At 71.0% G+C, this 20,295-nt stretch carries 24 protein-coding genes; 14 read left to right on the forward strand and 10 right to left on the reverse strand.

Annotation, left to right across the window (positions count from 1 at the left end):
• Positions 1 to 6: 6 nt before the first annotated feature.
• Positions 7 to 762, forward strand: coding sequence for an EI24 domain-containing protein (locus RBH18_RS01625; protein ID WP_306203997.1), 756 nt, complete (start codon positions 7 to 9; stop codon positions 760 to 762).
• On the opposite strand, the gene RBH18_RS01630 is transcribed toward RBH18_RS01625, so the two are convergent.
• From RBH18_RS01630 to RBH18_RS01640, 3 genes are all read right to left on the reverse strand, one after another.
• Positions 759 to 1,772 carry a LacI family DNA-binding transcriptional regulator gene (locus RBH18_RS01630; protein WP_306203998.1) on the reverse strand — a complete coding sequence of 338 codons (1,014 nt, stop codon included), beginning with the start codon at positions 1,770 to 1,772 and terminating at the stop codon, positions 759 to 761. The genes RBH18_RS01625 and RBH18_RS01630 overlap by 4 nt on opposite strands.
• 4 nt (positions 1,773 to 1,776) lie before the next feature.
• A complete protein-coding gene (locus RBH18_RS01635; RefSeq protein ID WP_306203999.1) occupies positions 1,777 to 3,183 on the reverse strand; it encodes a GH1 family beta-glucosidase in 1,407 nt (468 codons plus the stop codon).
• Positions 3,184 to 3,310: 127 nt separating this feature from the next.
• Positions 3,311 to 4,072, reverse strand: coding sequence for a maleylpyruvate isomerase family mycothiol-dependent enzyme (locus RBH18_RS01640; RefSeq protein WP_306204038.1), 762 nt, complete (start codon positions 4,070 to 4,072; stop codon positions 3,311 to 3,313).
• 67 nt (positions 4,073 to 4,139) lie between these two features.
• On the opposite strand from RBH18_RS01640, the gene RBH18_RS01645 reads away from it, so the two are divergent.
• Positions 4,140 to 5,219, forward strand: a complete 1,080-nt coding sequence (locus RBH18_RS01645) for a UDP-N-acetylmuramate dehydrogenase (RefSeq protein ID WP_306204000.1) — start codon at positions 4,140 to 4,142, stop codon at positions 5,217 to 5,219.
• Here the strand turns inward: RBH18_RS01645 and RBH18_RS01650 are convergent.
• Both RBH18_RS01650 and RBH18_RS01655 read right to left on the reverse strand, forming a co-directional pair.
• Positions 5,216 to 5,710 carry a CAP domain-containing protein gene (locus tag RBH18_RS01650; protein ID WP_306204002.1) on the reverse strand — a complete coding sequence of 165 codons (495 nt, stop codon included), beginning with the start codon at positions 5,708 to 5,710 and terminating at the stop codon, positions 5,216 to 5,218. The two genes, RBH18_RS01645 and RBH18_RS01650, sit on opposite strands and share 4 nt — an antisense overlap.
• A 60-nt stretch (positions 5,711 to 5,770) precedes the next feature.
• Positions 5,771 to 6,463 carry a sensor histidine kinase gene (locus RBH18_RS01655; RefSeq protein WP_306204003.1) on the reverse strand — a complete coding sequence of 231 codons (693 nt, stop codon included), beginning with the start codon at positions 6,461 to 6,463 and terminating at the stop codon, positions 5,771 to 5,773.
• Between the two features lie 155 nt (positions 6,464 to 6,618).
• Between RBH18_RS01655 and RBH18_RS01660 the strand changes: the two genes are divergently transcribed.
• The 12 genes from RBH18_RS01660 to RBH18_RS01715 all read left to right on the forward strand — a co-directional run bounded on the left by RBH18_RS01660 (position 6,619) and on the right by RBH18_RS01715 (position 15,879).
• Entirely contained in the window at positions 6,619 to 7,317 is a 699-nt protein-coding gene (locus tag RBH18_RS01660; RefSeq protein ID WP_305784843.1) for a response regulator transcription factor, read from the forward strand.
• A gap of 67 nt (positions 7,318 to 7,384) precedes the next feature.
• On the forward strand, positions 7,385 to 9,739 hold the full coding sequence (locus RBH18_RS01665; RefSeq protein ID WP_306204004.1) for a chemotaxis protein CheW: 2,355 nt from the start codon (positions 7,385 to 7,387) through the stop codon (positions 9,737 to 9,739).
• Between the two features lies 1 nt (position 9,740).
• A complete protein-coding gene (locus RBH18_RS01670; RefSeq protein ID WP_305784845.1) occupies positions 9,741 to 10,178 on the forward strand; it encodes a chemotaxis protein CheW in 438 nt (145 codons plus the stop codon).
• Positions 10,178 to 11,050, forward strand: a complete 873-nt coding sequence (locus RBH18_RS01675; RefSeq protein ID WP_306204005.1) for a hypothetical protein — start codon at positions 10,178 to 10,180, stop codon at positions 11,048 to 11,050. Before RBH18_RS01670 ends, RBH18_RS01675 begins: the two co-directional genes overlap by 1 nt.
• A gap of 13 nt (positions 11,051 to 11,063) precedes the next feature.
• Complete coding sequence (locus tag RBH18_RS01680) at positions 11,064 to 12,209, forward strand: protein-glutamate methylesterase/protein-glutamine glutaminase (RefSeq protein WP_306204006.1); 1,146 nt, start codon at positions 11,064 to 11,066, stop codon at positions 12,207 to 12,209.
• Positions 12,206 to 13,051 carry a CheR family methyltransferase gene (locus RBH18_RS01685; RefSeq protein WP_306204007.1) on the forward strand — a complete coding sequence of 282 codons (846 nt, stop codon included), beginning with the start codon at positions 12,206 to 12,208 and terminating at the stop codon, positions 13,049 to 13,051. Before RBH18_RS01680 ends, RBH18_RS01685 begins: the two co-directional genes overlap by 4 nt.
• A gap of 15 nt (positions 13,052 to 13,066) precedes the next feature.
• On the forward strand, positions 13,067 to 13,444 hold the full coding sequence (locus tag RBH18_RS01690) for a response regulator (RefSeq protein WP_246595167.1): 378 nt from the start codon (positions 13,067 to 13,069) through the stop codon (positions 13,442 to 13,444).
• Complete coding sequence (locus tag RBH18_RS01695; RefSeq protein WP_306204008.1) at positions 13,441 to 13,920, forward strand: chemotaxis protein CheX; 480 nt, start codon at positions 13,441 to 13,443, stop codon at positions 13,918 to 13,920. The genes RBH18_RS01690 and RBH18_RS01695 overlap by 4 nt, the downstream gene beginning before the upstream one ends.
• The gene (locus RBH18_RS01700) at positions 13,917 to 14,279 is read left to right on the forward strand and encodes a response regulator (RefSeq protein ID WP_305784850.1); all 363 of its coding nucleotides are present in this window, start codon (positions 13,917 to 13,919) and stop codon (positions 14,277 to 14,279) included. Before RBH18_RS01695 ends, RBH18_RS01700 begins: the two co-directional genes overlap by 4 nt.
• A gap of 7 nt (positions 14,280 to 14,286) precedes the next feature.
• Positions 14,287 to 14,772, forward strand: a complete 486-nt coding sequence (locus RBH18_RS01705) for a hypothetical protein (RefSeq protein ID WP_306204009.1) — start codon at positions 14,287 to 14,289, stop codon at positions 14,770 to 14,772.
• A gap of 266 nt (positions 14,773 to 15,038) precedes the next feature.
• On the forward strand, positions 15,039 to 15,239 hold the full coding sequence (locus RBH18_RS01710) for a hypothetical protein (protein ID WP_306204010.1): 201 nt from the start codon (positions 15,039 to 15,041) through the stop codon (positions 15,237 to 15,239).
• Positions 15,226 to 15,879 carry a hypothetical protein gene (locus RBH18_RS01715; protein ID WP_306204011.1) on the forward strand — a complete coding sequence of 218 codons (654 nt, stop codon included), beginning with the start codon at positions 15,226 to 15,228 and terminating at the stop codon, positions 15,877 to 15,879. The genes RBH18_RS01710 and RBH18_RS01715 overlap by 14 nt, the downstream gene beginning before the upstream one ends.
• Positions 15,880 to 15,883: 4 nt before the next feature.
• On the opposite strand, the gene RBH18_RS01720 is transcribed toward RBH18_RS01715, so the two are convergent.
• From RBH18_RS01720 to fliO, 5 genes are all read right to left on the reverse strand, one after another.
• Positions 15,884 to 16,918, reverse strand: coding sequence for a sulfotransferase family protein (locus RBH18_RS01720; RefSeq protein ID WP_306204012.1), 1,035 nt, complete (start codon positions 16,916 to 16,918; stop codon positions 15,884 to 15,886).
• A gap of 239 nt (positions 16,919 to 17,157) precedes the next feature.
• Complete coding sequence (locus tag RBH18_RS01725) at positions 17,158 to 18,249, reverse strand: EscU/YscU/HrcU family type III secretion system export apparatus switch protein (protein ID WP_306204013.1); 1,092 nt, start codon at positions 18,247 to 18,249, stop codon at positions 17,158 to 17,160.
• Positions 18,250 to 18,252: 3 nt separating this feature from the next.
• A complete protein-coding gene (fliR, locus tag RBH18_RS01730) occupies positions 18,253 to 19,017 on the reverse strand; it encodes a flagellar biosynthetic protein FliR (protein WP_306204014.1) in 765 nt (254 codons plus the stop codon).
• Positions 19,014 to 19,868: a flagellar type III secretion system pore protein FliP gene (fliP, locus tag RBH18_RS01735; protein ID WP_306204015.1), complete on the reverse strand. Its 855-nt coding sequence runs from the start codon at positions 19,866 to 19,868 to the stop codon at positions 19,014 to 19,016. Before fliP ends, fliR begins: the two co-directional genes overlap by 4 nt.
• 1 nt (position 19,869) lies before the next feature.
• A complete protein-coding gene (gene fliO / locus RBH18_RS01740) occupies positions 19,870 to 20,292 on the reverse strand; it encodes a flagellar biosynthetic protein FliO (RefSeq protein WP_306204016.1) in 423 nt (140 codons plus the stop codon).
• Between the last annotated feature and the right edge of the window lie 3 nt (positions 20,293 to 20,295).

Genomic DNA, 20,295 nt, shown 5'->3' on the forward strand with positions numbered 1-20,295 from the left:
TGGCCCGTGGGCGACTCAGTACGTGACTTCTTCACCGGCGTGAGCTTTCTCGGGCGCGGCCTCGGCCTGGTGCTGAGCACCCCGCGCCTGCTCGGTCTCGGCCTGCTCCCCGCCCTGATCAGCGGCGCTCTCTACGCCGCCGCGCTGGTCACGCTGATCGTCTTCCTCGGCGACCTGTCGGCGGCGGTGACGTGGTTCGCCGACGACTGGTCCACGGTGTGGCGCGATGTGATGCGGTTCCTGGGCGGCGCGGCGCTGCTCGGGCTGACCGGCCTGCTGGGCGTCCTGGCCTTCACGGCGGTCACGCTGGCGATCGGCGACCCGTTCTACGAGCGGATCTCCCGGCACGTCGAGCAGCGCTACGGCGGGGTGCCCGGCGAGGTCGAGGTTCCCCTGTGGCAGTCGGTGCGCCGGAGCGTCGCCGACTCGCTGCGGCTGATCGGTCTGTCGGTGCTGCTCGGCATCCCGCTCTTCGTCGCCGGCTTCATCCCGGTGGTGGGGCAGACCGTGGTCCCGGTGCTCGGCGGCGCGGTGGGCGGCTGGCTGCTGGCGCTGGAGCTGACCGGGGTGCCGTTCGAGCGCCGCGGGCTCCGGCTGCGCCACCGCCGGGAGGAGCTGCGCCGGCGCCGGCCGCTGGCGGTCGGCTTCGGGGCGGCCGTCTTCGTGTGCTTTCTGATCCCCCTGGGCGCGATCCTGTTGATGCCCGCGGCGGTCGCCGGCGCCGCCCTGCTGTCCCGGCGGGTCTTCGACCAGCCGATCTAGGCCGACGCGCGGACGACGAGCTCGGTGGGGAGCACGACCGAGCCCGGCAGGTCGGTGCGCCCGTCGACCAGGCCGAGCATCTGCCGGGCCATCGTGCGGCCCATCTCGACGATCGGCTGGCGGACGGTGGTCAGCGGCGGGTCGCTGATCCGGCTGATCTCGACGTCGTCGAAGCCGATCACCGCGACGTCGGCGGGCACCCGGCGGCCGGCCTCCCGCAGGGCCTGCAGCGCGCCGTGGGCCATCATGTCCGAGGCGACGAAGACCGCGTCCAGCTCCGGGTCCGCGGCGAGCAGGCGGCGCATGGCGTACAGCCCCGACTCGCGGGTGAAGTCGCCGGCCTCGACGAGCTCGGGCTGCCCCGCCTCGGCGAGGGCCGCCCGGTAGCCGGCGAGCCGGTCGATGCCCGCGACCATGTCCTGCGGCCCGGCCACCGTCGCGATCCGGCGGCGCCCGGCGCGCAGGAGATGCCGTACGGCCGTGGCGACGCCCTCGATGTGGTCCACGTCCACGTACGAGACGGTCGGCTCGCCGCCCATCGGCCGCCCGCTGCACACCACGGGGATGCCCAGCCGCGCCAGCACGCCCGGCAACGGGTCGGCACCGTGGACGGAGGCGAACATGACGCCGTCGACGTGACCCGCCATGGCGTACCGCTCGACCCGGTCGTGGCTCGCCGAGGAGCCGGCCATCATCAGCACCAGCTGCTTGTCCGCGGCCTCCAGCTCGGTGCTCACGCCGCGGATCATCGCCGGGAAGAAGAGATCGTCGGAGAAGACCCTGTTCGCCGTCTCGGGCAGGATCAGCGCGATCGACTCGGTCCGGTGGGTCACCAGGCTGCGTGCGGCCTGGTTGGGCACGTAGCCCAGCTCCCGCACGGCCTGGTTGACCGCGTCGCGGATCGCCACGGCGACGGTCGTCGAGCCGTTGACGACGCGGGAGACGGTCGCCCGGGACACCCCGGCACGCCGGGCCACCGCTTCGAGGGTCGGCCGCTCCCGCGTCACCATCAGCTCACTCCTCGATCCCGGCCGCTTCCTCGAGGCCGTTCCGGCGGATCACGTCGCTGTACCACTGCGCGCTGCGCTTCGGGGTGCGCTCCTGGGTGGTGTAGTCGACGTGCACCAGCCCGAAGCGCATGTTGTAGCCCTCGGCCCACTCGTAGTTGTCCATGAGCGACCACGCGAAGTATCCACGAAGGTCCACACCGTACGACAGCGAGTCCAGGCACGCGCGCAGGTGCCCGTCGAAGTAGGCGACGCGCCCCGGGTCGTCGACGCCGCCGTTGTAGGCCGCGCCGTTCTCGGTGATCATCATCGGGATGCCGTAGTCGTCGTGGATCCGGTTGAGCAGCCGGGTCAGCGCCGCCGGCTCGATCTGCCAGCCGATGTCGGTGACCGGCCCGACCGGCTTGCGGAAGGCGATGCCCTCGCTGCCCGGCGTGTCCAGGGCGGCCGGCGTGCCGGGGACGGCCGACACGTAGGTCGGCGTGTAGTAGTTGATGCCCAGCACGTCGAGCGGCGCGTTGATGATCGCCTCGTCGCCCTCGCGGATGTGCGACAGGTCGGTGAAGCGGGCGATGATCTGCTTGACGTCCTCCGGGTAGGCGCCGCGCAGCAGCGGGTCCAGGAAGATGCGGTTGCCGACGCCGTCGACGATCCGGGAGGCGGCCACGTCGGCCGGGTTCGCCGGGTCCAGCGGGGCGACGGCGACCGGGTTCAGCGTGATGCTGACCGTCTGGGCGCCGGCCGCCTTGAGCGCGCGGGCCGCCAGCCCGTGACCGAGCAGCAGGTGGTGGGTGGCGACGAGGGCCGAGGCCGGGTCCTGGATGCCCGGGGCGTGCACGCCGTTGCCGTAGCCGAGGTAGGCCGAGCACCACGGCTCGTTCAGCGTGGTCCACGTGTTCACGCGGTCGCCGAGGCGGGCGTGGACGATCTGCGCGTACTCGGCGAAGGCCTCCGCGGTGCCGCGGTTGGTCCAGCCGCCCTGGTCCTGCAGGGTCTGCGGCAGGTCCCAGTGGTAGAGCGTCACGACCGGGTCGATGCCCTTGCCGATCAGCTCGTCGACCAGCCGGTCGTAGAAGTCGAGGCCGCGGGTGTTGACCGGCCCGGTGCCGTCCGGCTGGATCCGGGGCCAGGCCACCGAGAACCGGTACGCCCCCAGGCCGAGTCCCGCCATGAGCTGCACGTCGCCGGCGTACCGGTGGTAGTGGTCGCACGCCACGTCGCCCGTGTGCCCGCGGAACACCCGGCCGGGCGTCCGGCTGAAGGTGTCCCAGATGGACGCGCCCCGGCCGTCCTCGGTCGCCGCACCCTCGATCTGGTACGACGCCGTCGCCGCGCCCCAGACGAAGCCGTCCGGGAACCGGAGCCCCGACTTCAGCGGCTCGCCGCTGGACTTCTCCTCCACGGTTGCCGTCATGCCGTCACCGCTCTCTGCGTGAGGCCACCGCGCCCGATCCGCTCCGACCGGGCCCCGGGGCCGCCCAACTTAACCGGTCCAGCGTACGGCCAAACGGCCCCGCGAGAGCCCCCCGGATGTTGCGGAACTAGCCCGCCCGCAGCGCCGAGACGAGGCGCGGGTCCCCCAGGATGGCCAATTTGTCGGTTTCCGCGCGTCCCATGAGCGTGAGCAGCAGGTCGCTCGCCGTGCCGGTGGCCTGCGCCCGGGCGTGGTGATCGTCGGAGTCGAGGATCGTGCCGGTGTCGAGCAGGGCGATGCCCGGGCCGCGCAGCCGCACGAACCACTCGTAGCTCGCGTCCGTGGCGACCAGGTGCACCACGCCGTGCAGGTCGGTGGGGCCCTTGCGGTAGCCCGCGGGCAGCCAGGTGTCGAGGACCTCGCTGACGCCGTCGGCGGCGAGCTTGGTCTCGATCGCCGTCGGCCGGCCGGCGGCGGCCTCGGCGTCCCAGCGGTGCACCGACATCTCGTGCGCGAGGCGCCGCTGCCAGAAGCCCGCCTTCTTCGCCTGCGCCGGCCAGGTCCACGACGGCAGGTCGGGGTCGAGGGCGTCGAGCGTCTCGATCGTGCCGGTGATCTCCCGGCGCAGCCCGTCGAGCGCCTCCTGCCAGCCGGGGCGCGGGTCGGGCACGACCCGGGCGGCCGGCTTGTCGACCACGCCGCGCGGCGCGAGCTCCCGGACCCAGCGCAGAACCGCGGTGAGGTGCTCGACGAGGTCGGCGGTCGTCCACTCGGGACAACCGGGCACCGCGGCGTCCGGACCGGTCTCGGCCACGGCGTCCTGCAGTGCCGGCCCGTCGGTGCGCAACGCGGCCAGCCAGAAGTCCTTCGTCGCGTTGAGCCTGTTCATCAGCATCTCCCGCTCGAAGAGGACCACCAGTCCATCGCCCCGTGCCGCCTCGGCCTAGGGTGAAGTCGTGCCTGACGTTAGTGCTGATCCCCCCGCCCTCGCATCCGCAGTGCATGCCAGTTCGCTGGGGGCGTACACGACGCTACGCCTCGGCGGCCCCGCCGGCACGGTGTCAGTCGTCACCGAAACCGACGAAGCGGTCGAAACCGTACGCGCGGCCACCGGCCCGATCCTCGTCCTGGCCGGCGGCAGCAACGTCGTGATCGGCGACGACGGGTTCCCCGGCACGGTGCTGCTCCTGCGTACCCGGGGCGTGGAGGTGGTCGACCAGGATCAGCGTGGCGCGCTTGTCCGGGTCGCCGCCGGCGAGCCGTGGGACGACTTCGTGGCGGAGACGGTCCGGCGCGGGCTGTCCGGGCTCGAGGCGCTCTCGGGCATCCCGGGCTCGGCGGGCGCGACGCCCATCCAGAACGTCGGCGCGTACGGCCAGGAGGTCGCCCGCACGATCGAGAAGGTGCGCGTCGTCGACCGGGACACCGGCGAGGTCACCTGGATGGGGCTCGACGAGTGCCGCTTCGGCTACCGGTCGAGCGTCTTCAAGCACAACGACCGCTACCTGGTGCTCGAGGTCGACTTCCGGCTGCCCGTCTCCGCCGACTCCGCGCCGATCCGCTATGCCGAGCTGGCCCGGCACCTCGGCGTCGAGGTGGGCGAGCGGGTGGCCGCCGAGCGGGTCCGCGAGACCGTGCTCAAGGTGCGCGCGAGCAAGGGCATGGTCCTCGACCCGGAGGACCCCGACACCCGCTCGGTGGGCTCCTTCTTCACCAACCCGGTGCTCTCCGCCGAGCAGTGGGCGGCGGTGCAGGACAGGCTCGCCGACGCGGGCGAGCCCCCGAGCTGGCCGGCGCCGAACGGCACGGTCAAGGTGCCGGCCGCCTGGCTGATCGAGAAGGCGGGCTTCACCAAGGGGTACGCGGGCCGGGACGGCGTGGCCATCTCCAGCAAGCACACCCTCGCCCTCACCCACCGGGGCGGCGGCTCGACGGAGGCGCTGCTGGACCTCGCCCGGGAGATCCGCGACGGGGTCCGGGACCGGTTCGGCGTGACGCTGCACCCCGAGCCGGTCCTGGTCAACTGCGCTCTCTAGTAACCGAAGACCTGCGTCCAGTAGTGGGTGCCGTCGGCGGCCCGCTGCACCCCGGCGCCGAAGGAGCGCGCCTCGCAGTTGAGGATGTTGCGCCGGTGCGGCGGGCTGGCCATCCAGGCGTCGACCACGGCGGCGGCGTCGGCGAAGCCCCAGGCGATGTTCTCCCCGGCGGGCTCGGCGTAGCCCGCGGCACGGGAGCGGGCCTCGAAGGTGGAGCCGCGCCAGCCCAGGTGACCGAAGTCGCCGGTGGCCGCCATGTAGTGCGCCTGGCGCACCGAGGCGACCGTCAGCTCCTGGTCGACGGCGAGCTCGGGGCAACCGTACAGGCGGCGCTGGTCGTTGGTGTGGATCAGGATCTCGTCCATCAGCGCGGGCGCGGTCATCGGCCCGACGGCCCGCGCGGGGGCCGCGGTCGTGGCGATCAGGGCGGCGGGCAGGGCCGCGGTGACGGCGATGCGTCGTAGCAGGTTGAACATGTCGACATCGGACACCGGCCCTCGGCCGTATGTCCCTTCTTTCGCCGTTTACGAGGTTCCGGCCCCGGCCTCGTGTCACGCTGTGGGGATGGTCAGGGGCAGCCGGACCACGGCCCCCGCGCCCGTGCCCGGGTCGTAGGTGAGCACCACCGACCCGCCGTGCCGGTCGGCGATCGCCTCGGCGAGCAGCAGCCACAGCGCGGTGCTCCGCCGGCGGTAGGGCGGCTCCGGCTCCGCCAGCATGCCCGCCATCAGCGCCTCGTTCGTGAGCTGCTCGGCCGTGCGGGCGGTGACCGTGACCTCCCAGCCGTCCGGGGCGGGCTCGGCGCGTACCGTCGCGGAGCGGTCCGCCGCCCCGCTCGCGACCGTGCCGATCACCGCGTAGAAGAGGTCGCGCAGCAGGCCGGCGTCCCCGGTGAGCGGCGGCCCGGCGGCGGCCTCGACCTGCGCCGCCGTGTAGGGCTCGCGGCTGGCCAGCTGGTCGGCCGCCGCCCGGATCGCCTCGCCGGGCTGCACGGGCCCCGGCCGCAGTTCCAGGTCGCCGGTCTGCAGCCGGCTGACCACCATGAGGTCGCGCACCAGGGCGAGCATCCGGTCGGTGTTGCGGCGCACCGCGCTGAGGGCCACCGAGCGCTCGGCCGGGGCCAGGTCGTCGGTGTCGAGGCTCTCGGTGAACGAGGCGATGGTGGTCAGCGGCGTCCGCAGCTCGTGGGAGATGACCGAGAGGAAGCGTGCCTGCTGCGCGAAGGCGTCTGTGGGGGTTCGCACGCTGAACTATAACTTTCCGTATATGAACCGACACGTCACGCTATCGTGAGTTTCGAACATTTCATCGCCGTCGTCCGCCCGGCGCGGGCGGCACGCGCAACGAGCTGACCCCAGGTGCGAGAGCGGGGCGGCCGCATGCCGGAGGAGGCCCAGCAATGAGCAGATTGCTCGTGGTCGAGGACGACCCGGACATCGCGCTGGCGCTGCGGCTGCTGTTCAGCCGGGCGGGGTACGAGGTCGCGCACGCGGGCGACGGCCGGACGGGTCTCAAGGAGGCCTACGCCGAGCACCCCGACCTCGTGGTCCTCGACGTCGGCCTGCCGGAGATGGACGGCTGGCAGGTGCTCGAGCGGCTGCGGGACGTGTCGGACGTACCCGTGCTGGTGCTCACCGCCCACGGCCAGGAGCAGGAGAAGGTACGCGGCCTGCGCGGCGGCGCCGACGACTACCTGACCAAGCCGTTCGCCAACAACGAGCTGCTCGCCCGGGTGGAGGCGCTGCTGCGCCGCTCGTCCAGCGGGCAGAACAGCTGGGCCAGCCAGATCTACGACGACGGCCTGGTGCACCTCGATCCGACCAAGCGCCGGGTCTATGTCAAGGGCGACGAGAAGCGCCTCACCCCGACCGAGTTCCGGCTGCTCAACGCGCTGGTCCGGCACGCGGGCGCGGTGCTCAGCCCCAACCAGCTGCTGACCCAGGCGTGGGACGACCCGACCGGCATCGGGCAGGAACGTGTCAAGTTCGCCGTGCTGCGGCTGCGCCGCAAGCTCGGCTGGTCGGATCCCGACGAGAGCCCCATCGAGTCAGTCCGCGGATTCGGTTACCGCTACCGCCGCCCGGGAGGAGACACCTGAGCCGGTGTTCTCAGGTGGGACCGGGTGGAACCGATGAGGGCTTTTGGGAAACGAGCAGGAGGTAGGCGTGGAAGACCTTGGCGAGATCGTCGGCGAATTCCTCATGGAGAGCCACGAGAACCTGGACCAGATCGACCGGGACCTCGTGGCGCTGGAGCAGGACCCGGGATCGCGTGACCTGATCTCCCGGATCTTCCGGGCGATCCACACCATCAAGGGCACCAGTGGCTTCCTCGCCTTCAGCCGGCTGGAGACTCTGGCGCACGCGGGTGAGTCGCTGTTGTCGCGGTTGCGCGACGGCGTCCAGCCGGTGACGCCGACGACGATCACGACGCTGCTGGCGACGATCGACGGCGTCCGCAACCTGCTCGAGGCGATCGAGCAGAACAACTCGGAGGAGGGCGTCGACGTCGACGCGATCATCGCGGCAGTGCACGCCCAGATGAACGCGCCGGCCACGGACGCCCCCGCCGCGCCGGCGCCGCAGGCGCCGCCTGCGGCGCCCGAGGAGAAGCCCGAGCCGGTGGCGGAGACGCCCGTACGCCCGGCACCCGAGCCGGTCGAGGAGCAGCGCCGCCCGCTCGGCGAGGTGCTGGTCGAGACCGGCGCGGCCGAGCCCTCCGACGTCAGCTCCGCGCTGCAGGCCCAGCTCGAGGGCGACGAGCGCAAGCTCGGCACGATCCTGCTCGAGGAGGGCAAGGCGCAGCCGGCCGCGGTCAACGAGGCGCTGCAGGCCCAGTCGCCGAAGCGCAGCGTCGCCGACAGCGCGATCCGCGTCGACGTCGACCTGCTCGACAGCCTGATGAACATGGTCGGTGAGCTCGTGCTCGCCCGCAACCAGCTGGTTCGCGGCGTCATGGAGATCGGCGACTCCGGCCTGGTGCGCAGCGCCCAGCGGCTCGGCATGATCACCTCGGAGCTCCAAGAGGGGATCATGAAGACCCGCATGCAGCCGATCGAGCACATCTGGTCGAAGCTGCCGCGAGTCATCCGGGACCTGAGCCAGTCGCTCGGCAAGAAGGTCGAGCTGGTCATGGAGGGCAAGGAGACCGAGCTCGACCGGTCCCTGCTCGAGGCGGTCAAGGACCCGCTGACCCACCTGGTGCGCAACGCGGTCGACCACGGCATCGAGGACGAGCAGCGGCGCATCGCGGCCGGCAAGAACCCGGAGGGCACGCTGACGCTGCGCGCCTACCACGAGGGTGGCCACGTCGCGGTCGAGGTGGCCGACGACGGCGCCGGCATGGACGTGGACCGGATCGCGCAGAAGGCCGTGGAGAAGGGCCTGCTGCGGCCCGAGCAGCTGCCCGGCATGGACAAGCGCGAGATCATGGCGATGGTCTTCCAGCCCGGCTTCTCCACCGCCGCCAAGGTGACGAACGTGTCCGGCCGCGGCGTCGGCATGGACGTCGTCAAGACCAACATCGAGCGGATCGGCGGCGCGGTCAGCGTCGACTCGACGCTGGGCGAGGGCACGGTCTGGCGCCTCAACATCCCGCTGACGCTGGCCATCGTGCAGGCGCTCACCGTGGACTGCGGCGACCAGCGCTACGTCATCCCGCAGGTCGCCGTGCTGGAGCTGGTCTACATCGACGGCAACTCCACGAAGATCGAGTACGCCTCCGGCGCGCCCGTCTACCGGCTGCGCGGCAAGCTGCTCCCGCTGGTCCGCCTGGACCGGGCGCTCGGCTTCGACGTCGGCGGCGACCAGGGCGTCTACATCATGGTGCTGCAGGCCGACGGCCGGCGCTTCGGGCTGGTCGTGGACCGCGTCCTCAACACCGAGGAGGTCGTGGTCAAGGCGCTCAACAGCCGCCTCAAGGACATCGGCCTCTACTCCGGCGCCACGATCCTCGGCGACGGCAAGGTGGGCCTGATCCTCGACGTGTCCCAGCTGGCCCGCCGCTCGCACCTGGCGGCCGAGGGCGACCGCGAGAACCTGGTCGGCACGTCCCGGGCGGGCGCCGGCACCGGCAACGGCGAGCGGCTGCTCATCACGGCCGTCGGCGAGCGCCGGGTGGCGATCCCGCTCGACACGGTCACCCGGCTCGAGGAGTTCCCGCGGAGCCGCATCGAACAGGCCGGCTCGCGCGAGGTCGTGCAGTACCGCGGCCAGATCCTGCCGCTCATGCGGCTGTCGCACGTGCTCGGCGCGTACAGCGAGGTGGAGGAGGGCGACACCGTCTCGGTGGTCGTCTACAGCGAGGGAGGCCGCAGCGTGGCGCTGGTGGTGGACCGGATCGTCGACATCGCCGAGAACGAGGCCACGGCCCGGCGCGACGTCGAGGAGGACGGCCTGGTCGGCACGGCGGTGATCCAGCAGCGGGTCACCGAGCTGCTGGACGTGCGCCGCGCGATCCTCGCCGCCGACCCGAACTTCTACAGCGAGATGTCCGGCAACGACATGATGGTGGGTGCCTGACATGGCGAGCCGCCAGTTCGCCACCTTCGAGGTGGCCGACCAGCTGTTCGGCGTCGAGGTCGACACCGTGCAGGAGGTCCTCTCCTACAACGAGTACACGCCGGTGCCCCTCGCGCCGCCGGCCGTGGGCGGGCTCTTCAACCTCCGCGGGCAGGTGATCGCGGCGGTGGACCTGCGGGTGCAGCTGGGTCTGGCCCGGCAGGCGCTGCAGGGCCCGGTCATGAACGTGATCCTGCGCGGCGACGGCGAGCCGGTCAGCCTGCTCGTCGACCGGATCGGCGAGGTCGTCGACCTGGACGACGACATGTTCGAGCCGCCGCCGGACACGCTCAGCGGCCCGACCCGGGAGCTGGTCGTGGGCACGTTCAAGCTGGACGGCCGGCTCATGCTCGCCCTGGACGCCAACCAGGCGGTCGACACGTTCCGAGCCACCACCTGATGTACAGCCTGGTCAGTGCCCCCGTGCTCGGCTTCGACCTGACCCGCCTCAAGGGCGGGTCGGCGACCGCCGAGGTGCTGCTGCGCGCCTTGCGCCTCAGCTCCGGGGACCTGCCGACCCTCGCCGAGCGGCTGCCGGACGAAGGGGTGCGCGGCCCGCTCTGGGTCGAGGTGGAGAGCGCGGCGCGCCGGTTGCCGTCGCTGAAGGGGATGAAGCCCGACGACCCGGCGAGCTCGCTCGCGCTGGTCGAGCGGGCCCCCATCGGCTCGGTGGACGCGCTGCTCACCTGTCTGCGCTACGACGTGATGGCGTGGACGTGGGAGGGCAGCGGCCGGGACGCCGCGCAGTCGGAGACGGCGGCCTCGGCGACGGCGCTGCTCTGCGACGCCGCAGTGGCGAGCTATCTGCGGGAAGTGCTCGACGAGCAGACCCGCCGGATGCTCGGCGCCGGCTGGGTGTCGGCCCTGCGCAAGCTGCCGGCCGGCAAGCCCATCGACCTCGGACCGCACCACTACGCGGTGTCGGCCCTGCTGGACCGGTTGCGCTCGCTCTCGGCGAACGACCTGGCCCGGCTCACCTCCTCGGCGGCGGATGCCCGGCGCTCGGCGGGAGGGTGGTCGCCGGCGGTGCATTCGGCGTCGTGGGCGGCGTACCTGTCGGACCGGGTCCGGACGGCCGCGGCCGCGCAGATGCTGCTGGTCCAGGCGATCGACATCGCGTCGATCCCGCTCGCCGAGCGGGCCGGTGGCGTGTGGAACATGCTCAGCGGCGCCGTGCAGGCGCTGGTCGTACGGGATCTGCTGGACACCGCGACGGCGCACCGGCTGCTGTCGCCGGTGATCGCCGCCCTAGGCCCCGCGTGGCTCGGATGAACGGAGGACATCGATGATCCGAGTGCTCGTCGTCGACGACTCCGTCGTCGTGCGCCGGCTCATCGTCGACTCGCTCGGCGGCATGCCGGACATCGAGGTGGTCGGCACCGCCTCCAACGGGCTGCTGGCCCAGGCGAAGATCGACCAGCTCAAGCCCGACGTGATCACCATGGACATCGAGATGCCGCAGATGAACGGCATCGAGGCGGTCCGCGAGCTGCGCAAGCGGCACCGGATGATCCCCGTGATCATGTTCAGCACGCTGTCGGCCTCGGGCGCGTCGGCGACGCTGGAGGCCCTCTCCGCGGGTGCCACGGACTACGTGACCAAGCCCTCCAATGTGGGGTCGGTCAGCGAGTCGATCGCGGCGGTCCGGGAGCAGCTGGTTCCCAAGATCCACGCGCTCGCCGGGGGACGCCGGCCCGGGGTCCGCCCCGGAGCTGCCCCGCCCCGCCCGGGAGCGGCGCCGCCACCGGTGTCGCGGATCGGCCTGCCGGCCCGCCCGCCGGCCGCCGCGCCCCCGCGGCCGGTGCGCCGCGGCGGTCCCCAGACGCGGGTGGACATTCTGGCCATCGGCTCGTCCACCGGCGGCCCGGACGCCCTGACCAAGGTCTTCCAGGGGCTGCCCGCGGACCTGCCCGTGCCGATCGTCGTCACCCAGCACATGCCGCCGGTCTTCACCCGGATGTTCGCCGAACGGCTGGACCGCAGCACCCCGCTGCACGTGGTCGAGGCCACCGACGGCATGGAGTTGACGGCGGGCACGGCATACATCGCTCCCGGCGACAAGCACCTCGTGCTGCAACGCCGGGGCACCGCGACGCTGACCCAGCTCAGCGGCGCGCCGCCGGAGAACTCGTGCCGTCCGGCGGTGGACGTGATGTTCCGGTCGGTGTCGGCCCTCTACGGGGCTGCCGTACACGCGACGGTGCTGACCGGCATGGGATACGACGGACGGGGTGGTGCGAAAGTGCTGCGTGACGCGGGGGCCGAGATCTTGGCCCAGGACGAGGCGACCTCGGTGGTCTGGGGCATGCCCGGAGCCGTGGTGGGCGCGAACCTCGCCGACGAGGTGCTGCCATTGGACCGGATCGCCGCGGCGCTGGTGCAGCGGGTGCAGGCCGGCCGGGCGCCACGAGCGACGGCGGTGACCCGATGACGCTGTCGCAGGCGGACTTCGAGTTCGTGTCCCAGCTCGTGCGGCGCGAGGCGGCGATCGTGCTCGCCCCCGGCAAGGAGTATCTGGTGGAGGCCCGGCTGATCCCGGTCGCCCGGCAGGTCGGGGCGGCGAGCGTCGCCGAGTTCATCGCCAACCTGCAGCGCAAGCCCAACCCGGCGGACCAGCGCCGGATCGTGGACGCGCTGACGACCAACGAGACGTCGTGGTTCCGCGACCGGGAGCCGTTCACCGCGCTCACCGACGTGGTGCTGCCCGAGCTCGTCAAGAGCCGGGGGAGCGCGCGTCAGCTCCGGCTCTGGTCGGCGGCGAGCTCCAGCGGCCAGGAGGCGTACAGCCTGGCCATCACGCTGCAGGAAGCGCTGCCGGCGGGCTGGAACTACGAGATCATGGGCAGTGACATCTCCACCGAGATGATCAAACGGGCCGAGGCCGCCGAGTACAGCCAGGTCGAGGTCAACCGCGGCCTGCCGGCGTCCCAGCTGGTGCAGTACTTCGAGCGGGTGGGCGCCCACTGGCGGATCGCGCCCCACCTGCGGCGCAACGTGTCGTTCAAGCACATGAACCTCGTCGCGCCGCTGCCGCCCATGCAGCCGTTCGACGTGATCTTCCTGCGCAACGTGCTCATCTACTTCGACGTCGCGACGAAGAAGTCGGTGCTGCGCAACGTCGCCCGGCTGCTGCGCCCGGACGGCTGGCTCTTCCTCGGCGCGGCCGAGACGACGATCGGGATCGACGACAACTACGAGCGGGTGGCGGCCGGACGTACGTCCGCCTACCGGGTCCGAAGCGCGGTGCCAGCCGGTGCCGTCAGGAAGGGGTGAGCTGCGGTGCGCGCCATGGTGATCGACGATTCGCGGGCGATGCGGATGATTCTGAAGCGCATCGTCGCGAAGCTGAACTTCGAGGCGGTGGAGGCGGGAGACGGCCAGGAGGCCCTCGACCTGCTGGCCACCATGACCGAGGTGCCGGAACTGGCCCTCATCGACTGGAACATGCCCAACATGAACGGGCTCGAGTTCGTGACGAAGGTCCGCGCCGAACCCCGGCTGCGGGAGATGACGCTGGTCATGGTGACCACCGAGAGCGAACAGAGCCAGATCGTCCGGGCCCTCGCCGCGGGCGCCCACGAATACGTGATCAAGCCCTTCACCGAAGGAGCGATGATCGAGAAGCTGGCCCTGCTGGGCCTGGTACCGACCGGAGCGAACTCATGAGCGTCGAAACCGTGGTGACCGAGGACGACCTGGCCGAGATGGTGGAACAGGTCTGGGCGTCCTACCTCGACCCCGAGGGGGTCAGCCCGCTGATCCCCACCGCTGACGCCGACCAGCCGACCGAGGTGCACTCGACGGTGTCCATCACCGGCACCTGGCACGGGCACCTGGTCTACGCGTCCTCGACGCAGGCCGCCAAGAAGGCCGCCGCGGCGTTCCTCGCCATGGAGCTCGACGAGGTCGGCCAGGAGGACGTCTCGGACGTGCTGGGCGAGCTGGCGAACATCGTCGGCGGCAACGTCAAGGCGATGCTGCCCGCCGGCTGCTTCCTCTCGCTGCCCACCGTCGTGCTGGCGCCGCAGACCGCTTCGTACTATCCGGCCGCCGAGCGGATCAGCGGCCTGTGGGGCGTCTGGGACGGCGAGCCCATTTCCATCTCCATGTGGCAGAGCACCAAGCAGGGGGACAACGCATGAAGATCCTGATCGCGGACGACAGCCGGGTCATGCGCCAGATCGTGACCCGGACGCTGCGCCAGGCCGGCTTCGACAATCACGACCTCGTCGAGGCCGCCGACGGCGCGGAGGCGGCCGCCAAGGCGGCGTCGGAGAGCCCCGACCTGATCATCTCGGACTGGAACATGCCCGAGATGACCGGCATCGAGGTGCTCCGCAAGCTGCGCGCCGAGGGCAACAACGTGAAGTTCGGCTTCGTCACCTCGGAGTGCACCGACGAGATGAAGAACGCGGCGGAGAGCGCCGGCTCGGCCTTCTTCATCGTCAAGCCCTTCACAGCTGACCAATTCCAAGAGGCCTTCTCTCCTATTTTGGGATGATGTACCCATGTCTGACACCTCGGTACTCCCCGCCTCCCTGGCCGTCCGCAACCTCTTCGAGGACCTCCTCGGCCGCGACGTGAACGTCGCCCCCGGCGACCCCATGACCGCGGACGACCTCCCGCTCGGCACCATCGCCATCTACACGGACCCGTCCCAGAAGATCTACGCGGTGATGGGCATGCAGCTCTCGCTGGCGGCCAACGTGGGAGCGGCCCTGGGCCTGCTCCCCGCCGGCGCGGCCGAGGACGCCATCGACGAGAAGACGCTCTTTCCCAACCTCGCGGAAAACCTCGGCGAGGCCTTCAACATCCTCACCAGCCTCCTCAACCGCGAGGGGGCGCCGCACGTCAAGCTCTACCAGGTGATCTACCCGGGCGGCTCGCTGCCGAACGACGCCCGCGCGCACTTCCTGGCGCTGGGCAAGCGGCTCGATCTCACGATCGAGGTCGCCCGGTACGGCAAGGGGAAGTTCTCGCTGTCGATGGCCTGATTTATCGTGATGAAACCCCCGTTCCGGTTGCGCTGGGACGGGGGTTTCGCCGTTTTTATGAGTACGCACGACGAAAGGCCGGACCGGCGGCCGGCGACCTGGGCGCGGGGTCGCGGCCGCAGCGCCCGCATCCGGCGTGACGTCGTGGGTCCAGGCCGACGCCCATGCTGGTGGGGCGCGCTTTGTGCCAACGTCAAGATGTCGCTTGCACACTGTCCAATGACAAGCCTAGTCTTATGCCATCCCTTCGAGAGAAAGGAATGACCATGACCCTTGTGCCAGCGCAGCGCGCCGAGGAGCGGGCCGAGTTCGTCCGGCTCACCCGTGAGGAGTGGCAGGAGGAGGTCGATGCCCAGCTCGCTCGGCTCGGCCTCACCCTCGAGGAGCTCAAGGCGCAGGCGCGCGAGGACGTCTTCGATTCTCACGATGCCAAGATCGTCTGGATGTACTTCGATGCCACTCAGTGACCTCGAGCGCGGCGCCCGGCGTTTCGCCGACACCATTCAGCGTCTCCTCAACACCACTGTCGCCAGTGGCGCGAGCATTCGGGCGACAACTCAGGCTGATGCGGCCACATGTGCTGTGGCTGTCGCGTCGCGTCGCGGCAAGAGGGAAGTGATCGAGCTGCCCACAGCTGACCCTCGGGTCCCGCTGTATCTGAACGTTCACTACCTTCTCGGCCTGGATGACGAGGGCGCGCATCTGGCGGTGCGCACCTCCACCTTCCGCGTTCAGGGCGCTCGCGACGCGCTCGACGGCTGGTTCCACTACGACTTCGAGCGGAACAAAGCCGGCTATCCCGAAGCTCATCTTCAGATCCTCGCCCAGCACAACGAGGCCGAGCAGATCATGCGCAGGCTGAGTCGGCGGCGGAAGAACAAGCAGTTCGGCGAGCTGCACTTTCCCGTGGGTGGCCGGCGTTACCGGCCCGCGCTCGAGGATCTGATCGAGTTTCTGGTCGCCGAGGAGCTCGTGGTGCCGAAGGACGGGTGGGAGAAGGAGCTGGAGCGCTCCCGGCGGGAGTTCCGGGAGATCCAGCTCCGGGCGGCCATCCGGCGGGATCCCGATGTGGCGAAACGGGCTCTGGAGGACCTGTTCCGCCGGTGAGCGGTCAGGGATGGGCGGCGGTTTCTGCTCCCTCGGCTGCGCGGGGGAGCGGCGCCGTCGGCAGGTGGGCCAGGTCCTCGGAGGGGCGGAGGCGGACGGCGGCCCGGCTGATCCGGCGGCGGGCCGGGATGAAGCGCTGCGGGGTGGCCGACCAGCCGTAACGGACCAGGTCCGCGGGGTTGGGGCGGGCGTTGCCCGACAGCTCGTAGCCGTTGGCGACGAGGCGGCGGCCCAGGGCTGCCTCGCAGAGGGCGATCTCCTCCGGGGTGAGGCGGGTCTCCCAGCTGCGTACCCGCTCGGTGTTGACCGGGGCGTGGGTGCGCGCGTGCCAGGTCTTGAAGGACGGCACCGCGACCTCGGCGACGGCGGAGGGCTCCGCCATGGCCGGGTCGTAGTCCTCGCCCAGATAGTCGCACAGCGCCATGAGCTGGGTGTGCGGGTCGGTGACCAGGTCTTCGTAGCGCAGTTCGAACCACTGCGCGCTGCCCAGGCGACGGGCGGCGCGGCGGGCGTCGTCGACGGCTCGGGCCCAGGCGGCGACCGTGGCGTAGATGTCCTTGCGGTGCCAGGACATCTCCTTGAGGGAGGCCACGCAGTCGCGGCCGTCGCGGACGATGTTGACGAACTGGGCATCCGGGAAGAGGCGCAACAGCAGGTCGACGTTGTGCAGGTAGGCGGGGCGTTTGTCGCCCCAGCGGGGCTTGCCGAAGCGGGCCGCGTACCCCTGGAAGACCGTGCCCAGCACGGAGCCGAGCGTGCCCTGCGCCGCGGCCATGCGCTCGACCGTCTCCTCGGGGTCGAGGCCGAGGTCGCAGAAGCGGGTCTCGCGGCGGTCCACGATGCGGCGGGCCAGCGCGCGGCGGTTGGCCTCGATCCGCAGGTCGCCGAAGTCGCGGCGTTCGCGGTAGGCGGCCAGCACGAACCGGGTCTCCGGCGGGATCGCGATGCGCGGGTGGGCGTGCAACATCAGCTGCAACATCGTGGTGCCCGACCGTGGGCAGCCGACGACGATGATCGGGCGTTCGGGGCAGTCACTCACCGGCGTTACCGTAATGCCCGATTGGCGAATTGTTAACGAAGTGTCAAGGCGTGTCGCAAATGTGGCCCGGTCGGCACGCGAGCTCCGCTGTCCCCAGGCCGGGGTTATCCACAGGGCGCCCGGCGTGGGCGTCCTGACGCGGGCACAATGTCCAGGGCGGTGGCCCCCTGGGGTGGGCGGGCTCACGCGGGCGGCGGGCCTGCGGGCGGGCTCACGCGTGCGGGCGGGGCTGCCAAGCGTCAAGCAGAGGCCGGCGTCGGGTTCGGGTTGCGATGCGTGCCCGCCGCCGCGCCCTTCGCCTTCAGGCTCATGACGAATGCCAGCACCTTCGCCACGGCCCCGTAGAAGTCCGCCGGGATCTCCATGCCGACGTCCACGCTCTTCTCCAGCGCCCGGGCGAGGGCGACGTCCTGCACCAGCGGGATCCGGTTTTCCGAGGCCACCTCGCGGATCTTCTGCGCGATGGCGCCCTGCCCCTTGGCGAGCACCCGCGGCGCGCCCTTCTCCGGTTCGTACCGGAGCGCCACGGCCACGTGCGTCGGGTTGATCAGCACCACGTCGGCGGTCGGGACGTCGGCCATCTGGCGGTTGCGGGCCATGGCCATCTGCTTGGCCCGGATGTGGCCCTTGAGGTGCGGGTCGCCCTCGGTGTTCTTGTTCTCCTGCTTGACCTCTTCCTTGGTCATGCGCAGCTGCTTGTTCGTACGCCGGCGCACGACGAAGTAGTCCGCGGCGGCCATGACGATGCCGGCGACCGAGGCGGCGCGGATCAGGCCGATGGCGGCGTCGTTGACCACGCCGAGCAGCGAGCCGATCTGGAGGCGGCCGGCGGTCATCAGGACCGGGACGATGTCCTTCATGGTCATGTAGAGGACGACGCCCAGCACCGCGGTCTTGATCAGGGCCTTGGAGCCTTCCCAGAGGGCCTGCGGGCCGAGCATCTTCTTGATGCCGGGCAGCGGGTTGAGCCGGCTGAACTTCGGGATGAACAGCTTGGTGGCGACCCGGATGCCGCCCTGGGCGCCGGCCGCGGCGATGCCGACCGCCATCATGGTCGCGGCCAGCGGAAGGACGGCCCAGGCGGCGCTCATCAGGCCGTCCTTGAGGATGCTGAGCGCCACGCCCGGCTGGGGGTCGGCGATGACCTCCGGGAGTTTGGCCATGAGCTCCCGGGAGTGCTCCATCGTCGTCTTGAGCGTGCGCGGCAGCATGATGCTGGCCGCCAGCATCCCGAACCAGGCGCCGACGTCCTGGCTGCGGCCGATCTGGCCTTCCTGCTTGGCCTTCTTGAGTTTCTGCGGTGTCGGCTGTTCGGTCTTCTCCCCGGACACGGATCACCCCCCGCTGATGCTGACGACCGCGCTGACCGCCCTGTCCACGAGGGTGTCCAGCACCCGGGGCAGGATGGTGATGGCCGTGCCGGAGAGCACGAGCACCAGCAGGATCTTGGCGGGGAAGCCGAGCTGGAAGGCGTTGAGCGCCGGGGCGACCCGGTTGAGCAGGCCGAAGGCCACGTCGGTGAGGAAGAGGACGGCGATCAGGGGCCCCGCGATCTGCAACGCCGACACGAACATCTCGCCCACGCCGCGTACGAGCAGGTTGCTGAAGGTCTCCAGGGAGAAGCCGGCGTCCAGCGGCAGGGTCTTGTAGGACTGGGCGAAGCCGCGCAGGATCAGCTGGTGCCCGTCGGTGGCGAAGAGCAGCGTGGCGGCGACGAGGTTGTAGAAGCGGCCGAGCACCGAGCTCTGGTTCTGCGACAGGGGGTCGTAGGCGGAGGCCAGCGTGAAACCGCCGAAGACGTCGAGCAGGTCGCCCGCCGCCTGCACGGCCGCGAAGAACAGATAGGTGATGAAGCCCAGCGCCGCGCCCACGAAGATCTGCAGTGCGGTCGCGGCGATGATGGCCGAGGTCTGCAGCGACGGTACGGCCGGCGTCAGCCACGGGATCATCGGGAACGCGATGCCGATCGACAGCAGCACCTTGACCTGCGCCGGGATGAGGCGCGAGTTGAAGGGCGGGCACAGCATCAGCCACGCCCCGGCCCGGGCCGCCCCGAGGAAGAGGGCGATCAGCTGGGTCGTGGGCAGGTCGAAGTTCACCGGTACGAGCCCACCAGCGCCGTGATGATCAGCCCCCAACCGTTGACCAGCACGAACAGCAGCAGCTTGAAGGGCATCGCCACGGTGACAGGCGGCAGCATCATCATGCCCAGGGCCATCAGGGACGCGGAGACGACCATGTCGATGATGAGGAACGGGATGAAGATGACGAAGCCGATGATGAAGGCGGCGCGCAGCTCGGACAGGACGAAGGACGGGATGAGCGTGGTCAGCTCGACGTCCTCCTTGGCCGCCGGCCGCTCCTGACCCGAGACCTTGTTCATCAGGGCGAGTTCCTCTTCGCGGGTGCTGTTGAGCATGAACTCGCGCAGCGGCTGGACGCCGTCCCGGAACGCCTGCGACTGGGTCTTGTCGCCGGCCAGATAGGGCTGGACGCCCTGCTCGTTCACCTGGCTCAGCACCGGGCCCATGATGAAGAGGCTGACGAAGAGCGCCAGCCCCGCGAGCACCTGGTTGGGCGGCATGCTGGTGAGGCCGAGCGCGTTGCGGGTGATGCCCAGGACCATGAAGACCTTGGTGAAGCACGTGCACAGCAGCAGGACGGCCGGGGCCACCGACAGCAGCGTCAGCCCGAGCACGATCACCAGGGAGGTGGCGGGCTTGCTGCCGTCCGGGTTGGTCCCGTTGATGTTGAAGTTGATGCTGCCGCCGCTCGGCGCCACCGTGGGCGCGACGGGTGCGGTCGGCCCGACCGGAGCCCGCGGCAGTTCATACCGCACCGGTACGCCCACCGGCGCCGGAGTGGGAGCGGGAGCAGCCTGAGCTGCCACGGCGGGAAGTAGCAGCCCGCCGAGCGCCAGCAGCAGGATCAGGAGCGCGCGCCGCCACATGTCAGTGCCTCGATGTCCGGTCGCGGAGGAAGTCCAGGGTCGAGTGCCAGGTCCGGGGCGACAGCACCGAGCCGTCCAGCTTGCCGCCGTGGTGCGGCAGCACGGTCGCGTGCACGGGATGCTCCGGGTCGGTCGGGTCGACCTCGAGGTGGTCGCGGTGCTCGTGCTCGTGGGCGAAGGCGGCCAGGTCGGTCTCGCCCAGCAGGCTCACGTGCGCGTCCGTCACGCCGAGGATCAGGGCGCGGTCGGCCACCTGCACCACGGCGACCGACGAGCCCCGGCTCAGCGTGGTGCGGCCGAGGATCGACAGCGTGCCCGTCCCGCGCCGGCCGACGCCACCGCGGCGCAGGACCCGGGCGATTCCCCACATGAGGCCGAGGACGACCAGGAGGGAGAAGCCGATGCGCAGGACGAGTTCGATCAACGT

Source organism: Actinoplanes oryzae (genome assembly GCF_030757795.1).
Lineage (GTDB): Bacteria > Actinomycetota > Actinomycetes > Mycobacteriales > Micromonosporaceae > Actinoplanes.

Excerpts from the sequence above, each read along its gene's own strand:
- RBH18_RS01705 (WP_306204009.1), top strand. The coding sequence starts at position 14,287 with ATGTCTGACACCTCGGTACTCCCCGCCTCCCTGGCCGTCCGCAACCTC.
- RBH18_RS01630 (WP_306203998.1), bottom strand. The coding sequence starts at position 1,772 with ATGGTGACGCGGGAGCGGCCGACCCTCGAAGCGGTGGCCCGGCGTGCC.
- RBH18_RS01670 (WP_305784845.1), top strand. The coding sequence starts at position 9,741 with ATGGCGAGCCGCCAGTTCGCCACCTTCGAGGTGGCCGACCAGCTGTTC.
- RBH18_RS01710 (WP_306204010.1), top strand. The coding sequence starts at position 15,039 with ATGACCCTTGTGCCAGCGCAGCGCGCCGAGGAGCGGGCCGAGTTCGTC.
- RBH18_RS01635 (WP_306203999.1), bottom strand. The coding sequence starts at position 3,183 with ATGACGGCAACCGTGGAGGAGAAGTCCAGCGGCGAGCCGCTGAAGTCG.
- fliP (WP_306204015.1), bottom strand. The coding sequence starts at position 19,868 with ATGTGGCGGCGCGCGCTCCTGATCCTGCTGCTGGCGCTCGGCGGGCTG.
- RBH18_RS01680 (WP_306204006.1), top strand. The coding sequence starts at position 11,064 with ATGATCCGAGTGCTCGTCGTCGACGACTCCGTCGTCGTGCGCCGGCTC.
- RBH18_RS01695 (WP_306204008.1), top strand. The coding sequence starts at position 13,441 with ATGAGCGTCGAAACCGTGGTGACCGAGGACGACCTGGCCGAGATGGTG.
- RBH18_RS01675 (WP_306204005.1), top strand. The coding sequence starts at position 10,178 with ATGTACAGCCTGGTCAGTGCCCCCGTGCTCGGCTTCGACCTGACCCGC.
- RBH18_RS01700 (WP_305784850.1), top strand. The coding sequence starts at position 13,917 with ATGAAGATCCTGATCGCGGACGACAGCCGGGTCATGCGCCAGATCGTG.
- RBH18_RS01640 (WP_306204038.1), bottom strand. The coding sequence starts at position 4,072 with ATGAACAGGCTCAACGCGACGAAGGACTTCTGGCTGGCCGCGTTGCGC.
- RBH18_RS01660 (WP_305784843.1), top strand. The coding sequence starts at position 6,619 with ATGAGCAGATTGCTCGTGGTCGAGGACGACCCGGACATCGCGCTGGCG.
- RBH18_RS01690 (WP_246595167.1), top strand. The coding sequence starts at position 13,067 with ATGGTGATCGACGATTCGCGGGCGATGCGGATGATTCTGAAGCGCATC.
- RBH18_RS01685 (WP_306204007.1), top strand. The coding sequence starts at position 12,206 with ATGACGCTGTCGCAGGCGGACTTCGAGTTCGTGTCCCAGCTCGTGCGG.
- RBH18_RS01715 (WP_306204011.1), top strand. The coding sequence starts at position 15,226 with ATGCCACTCAGTGACCTCGAGCGCGGCGCCCGGCGTTTCGCCGACACC.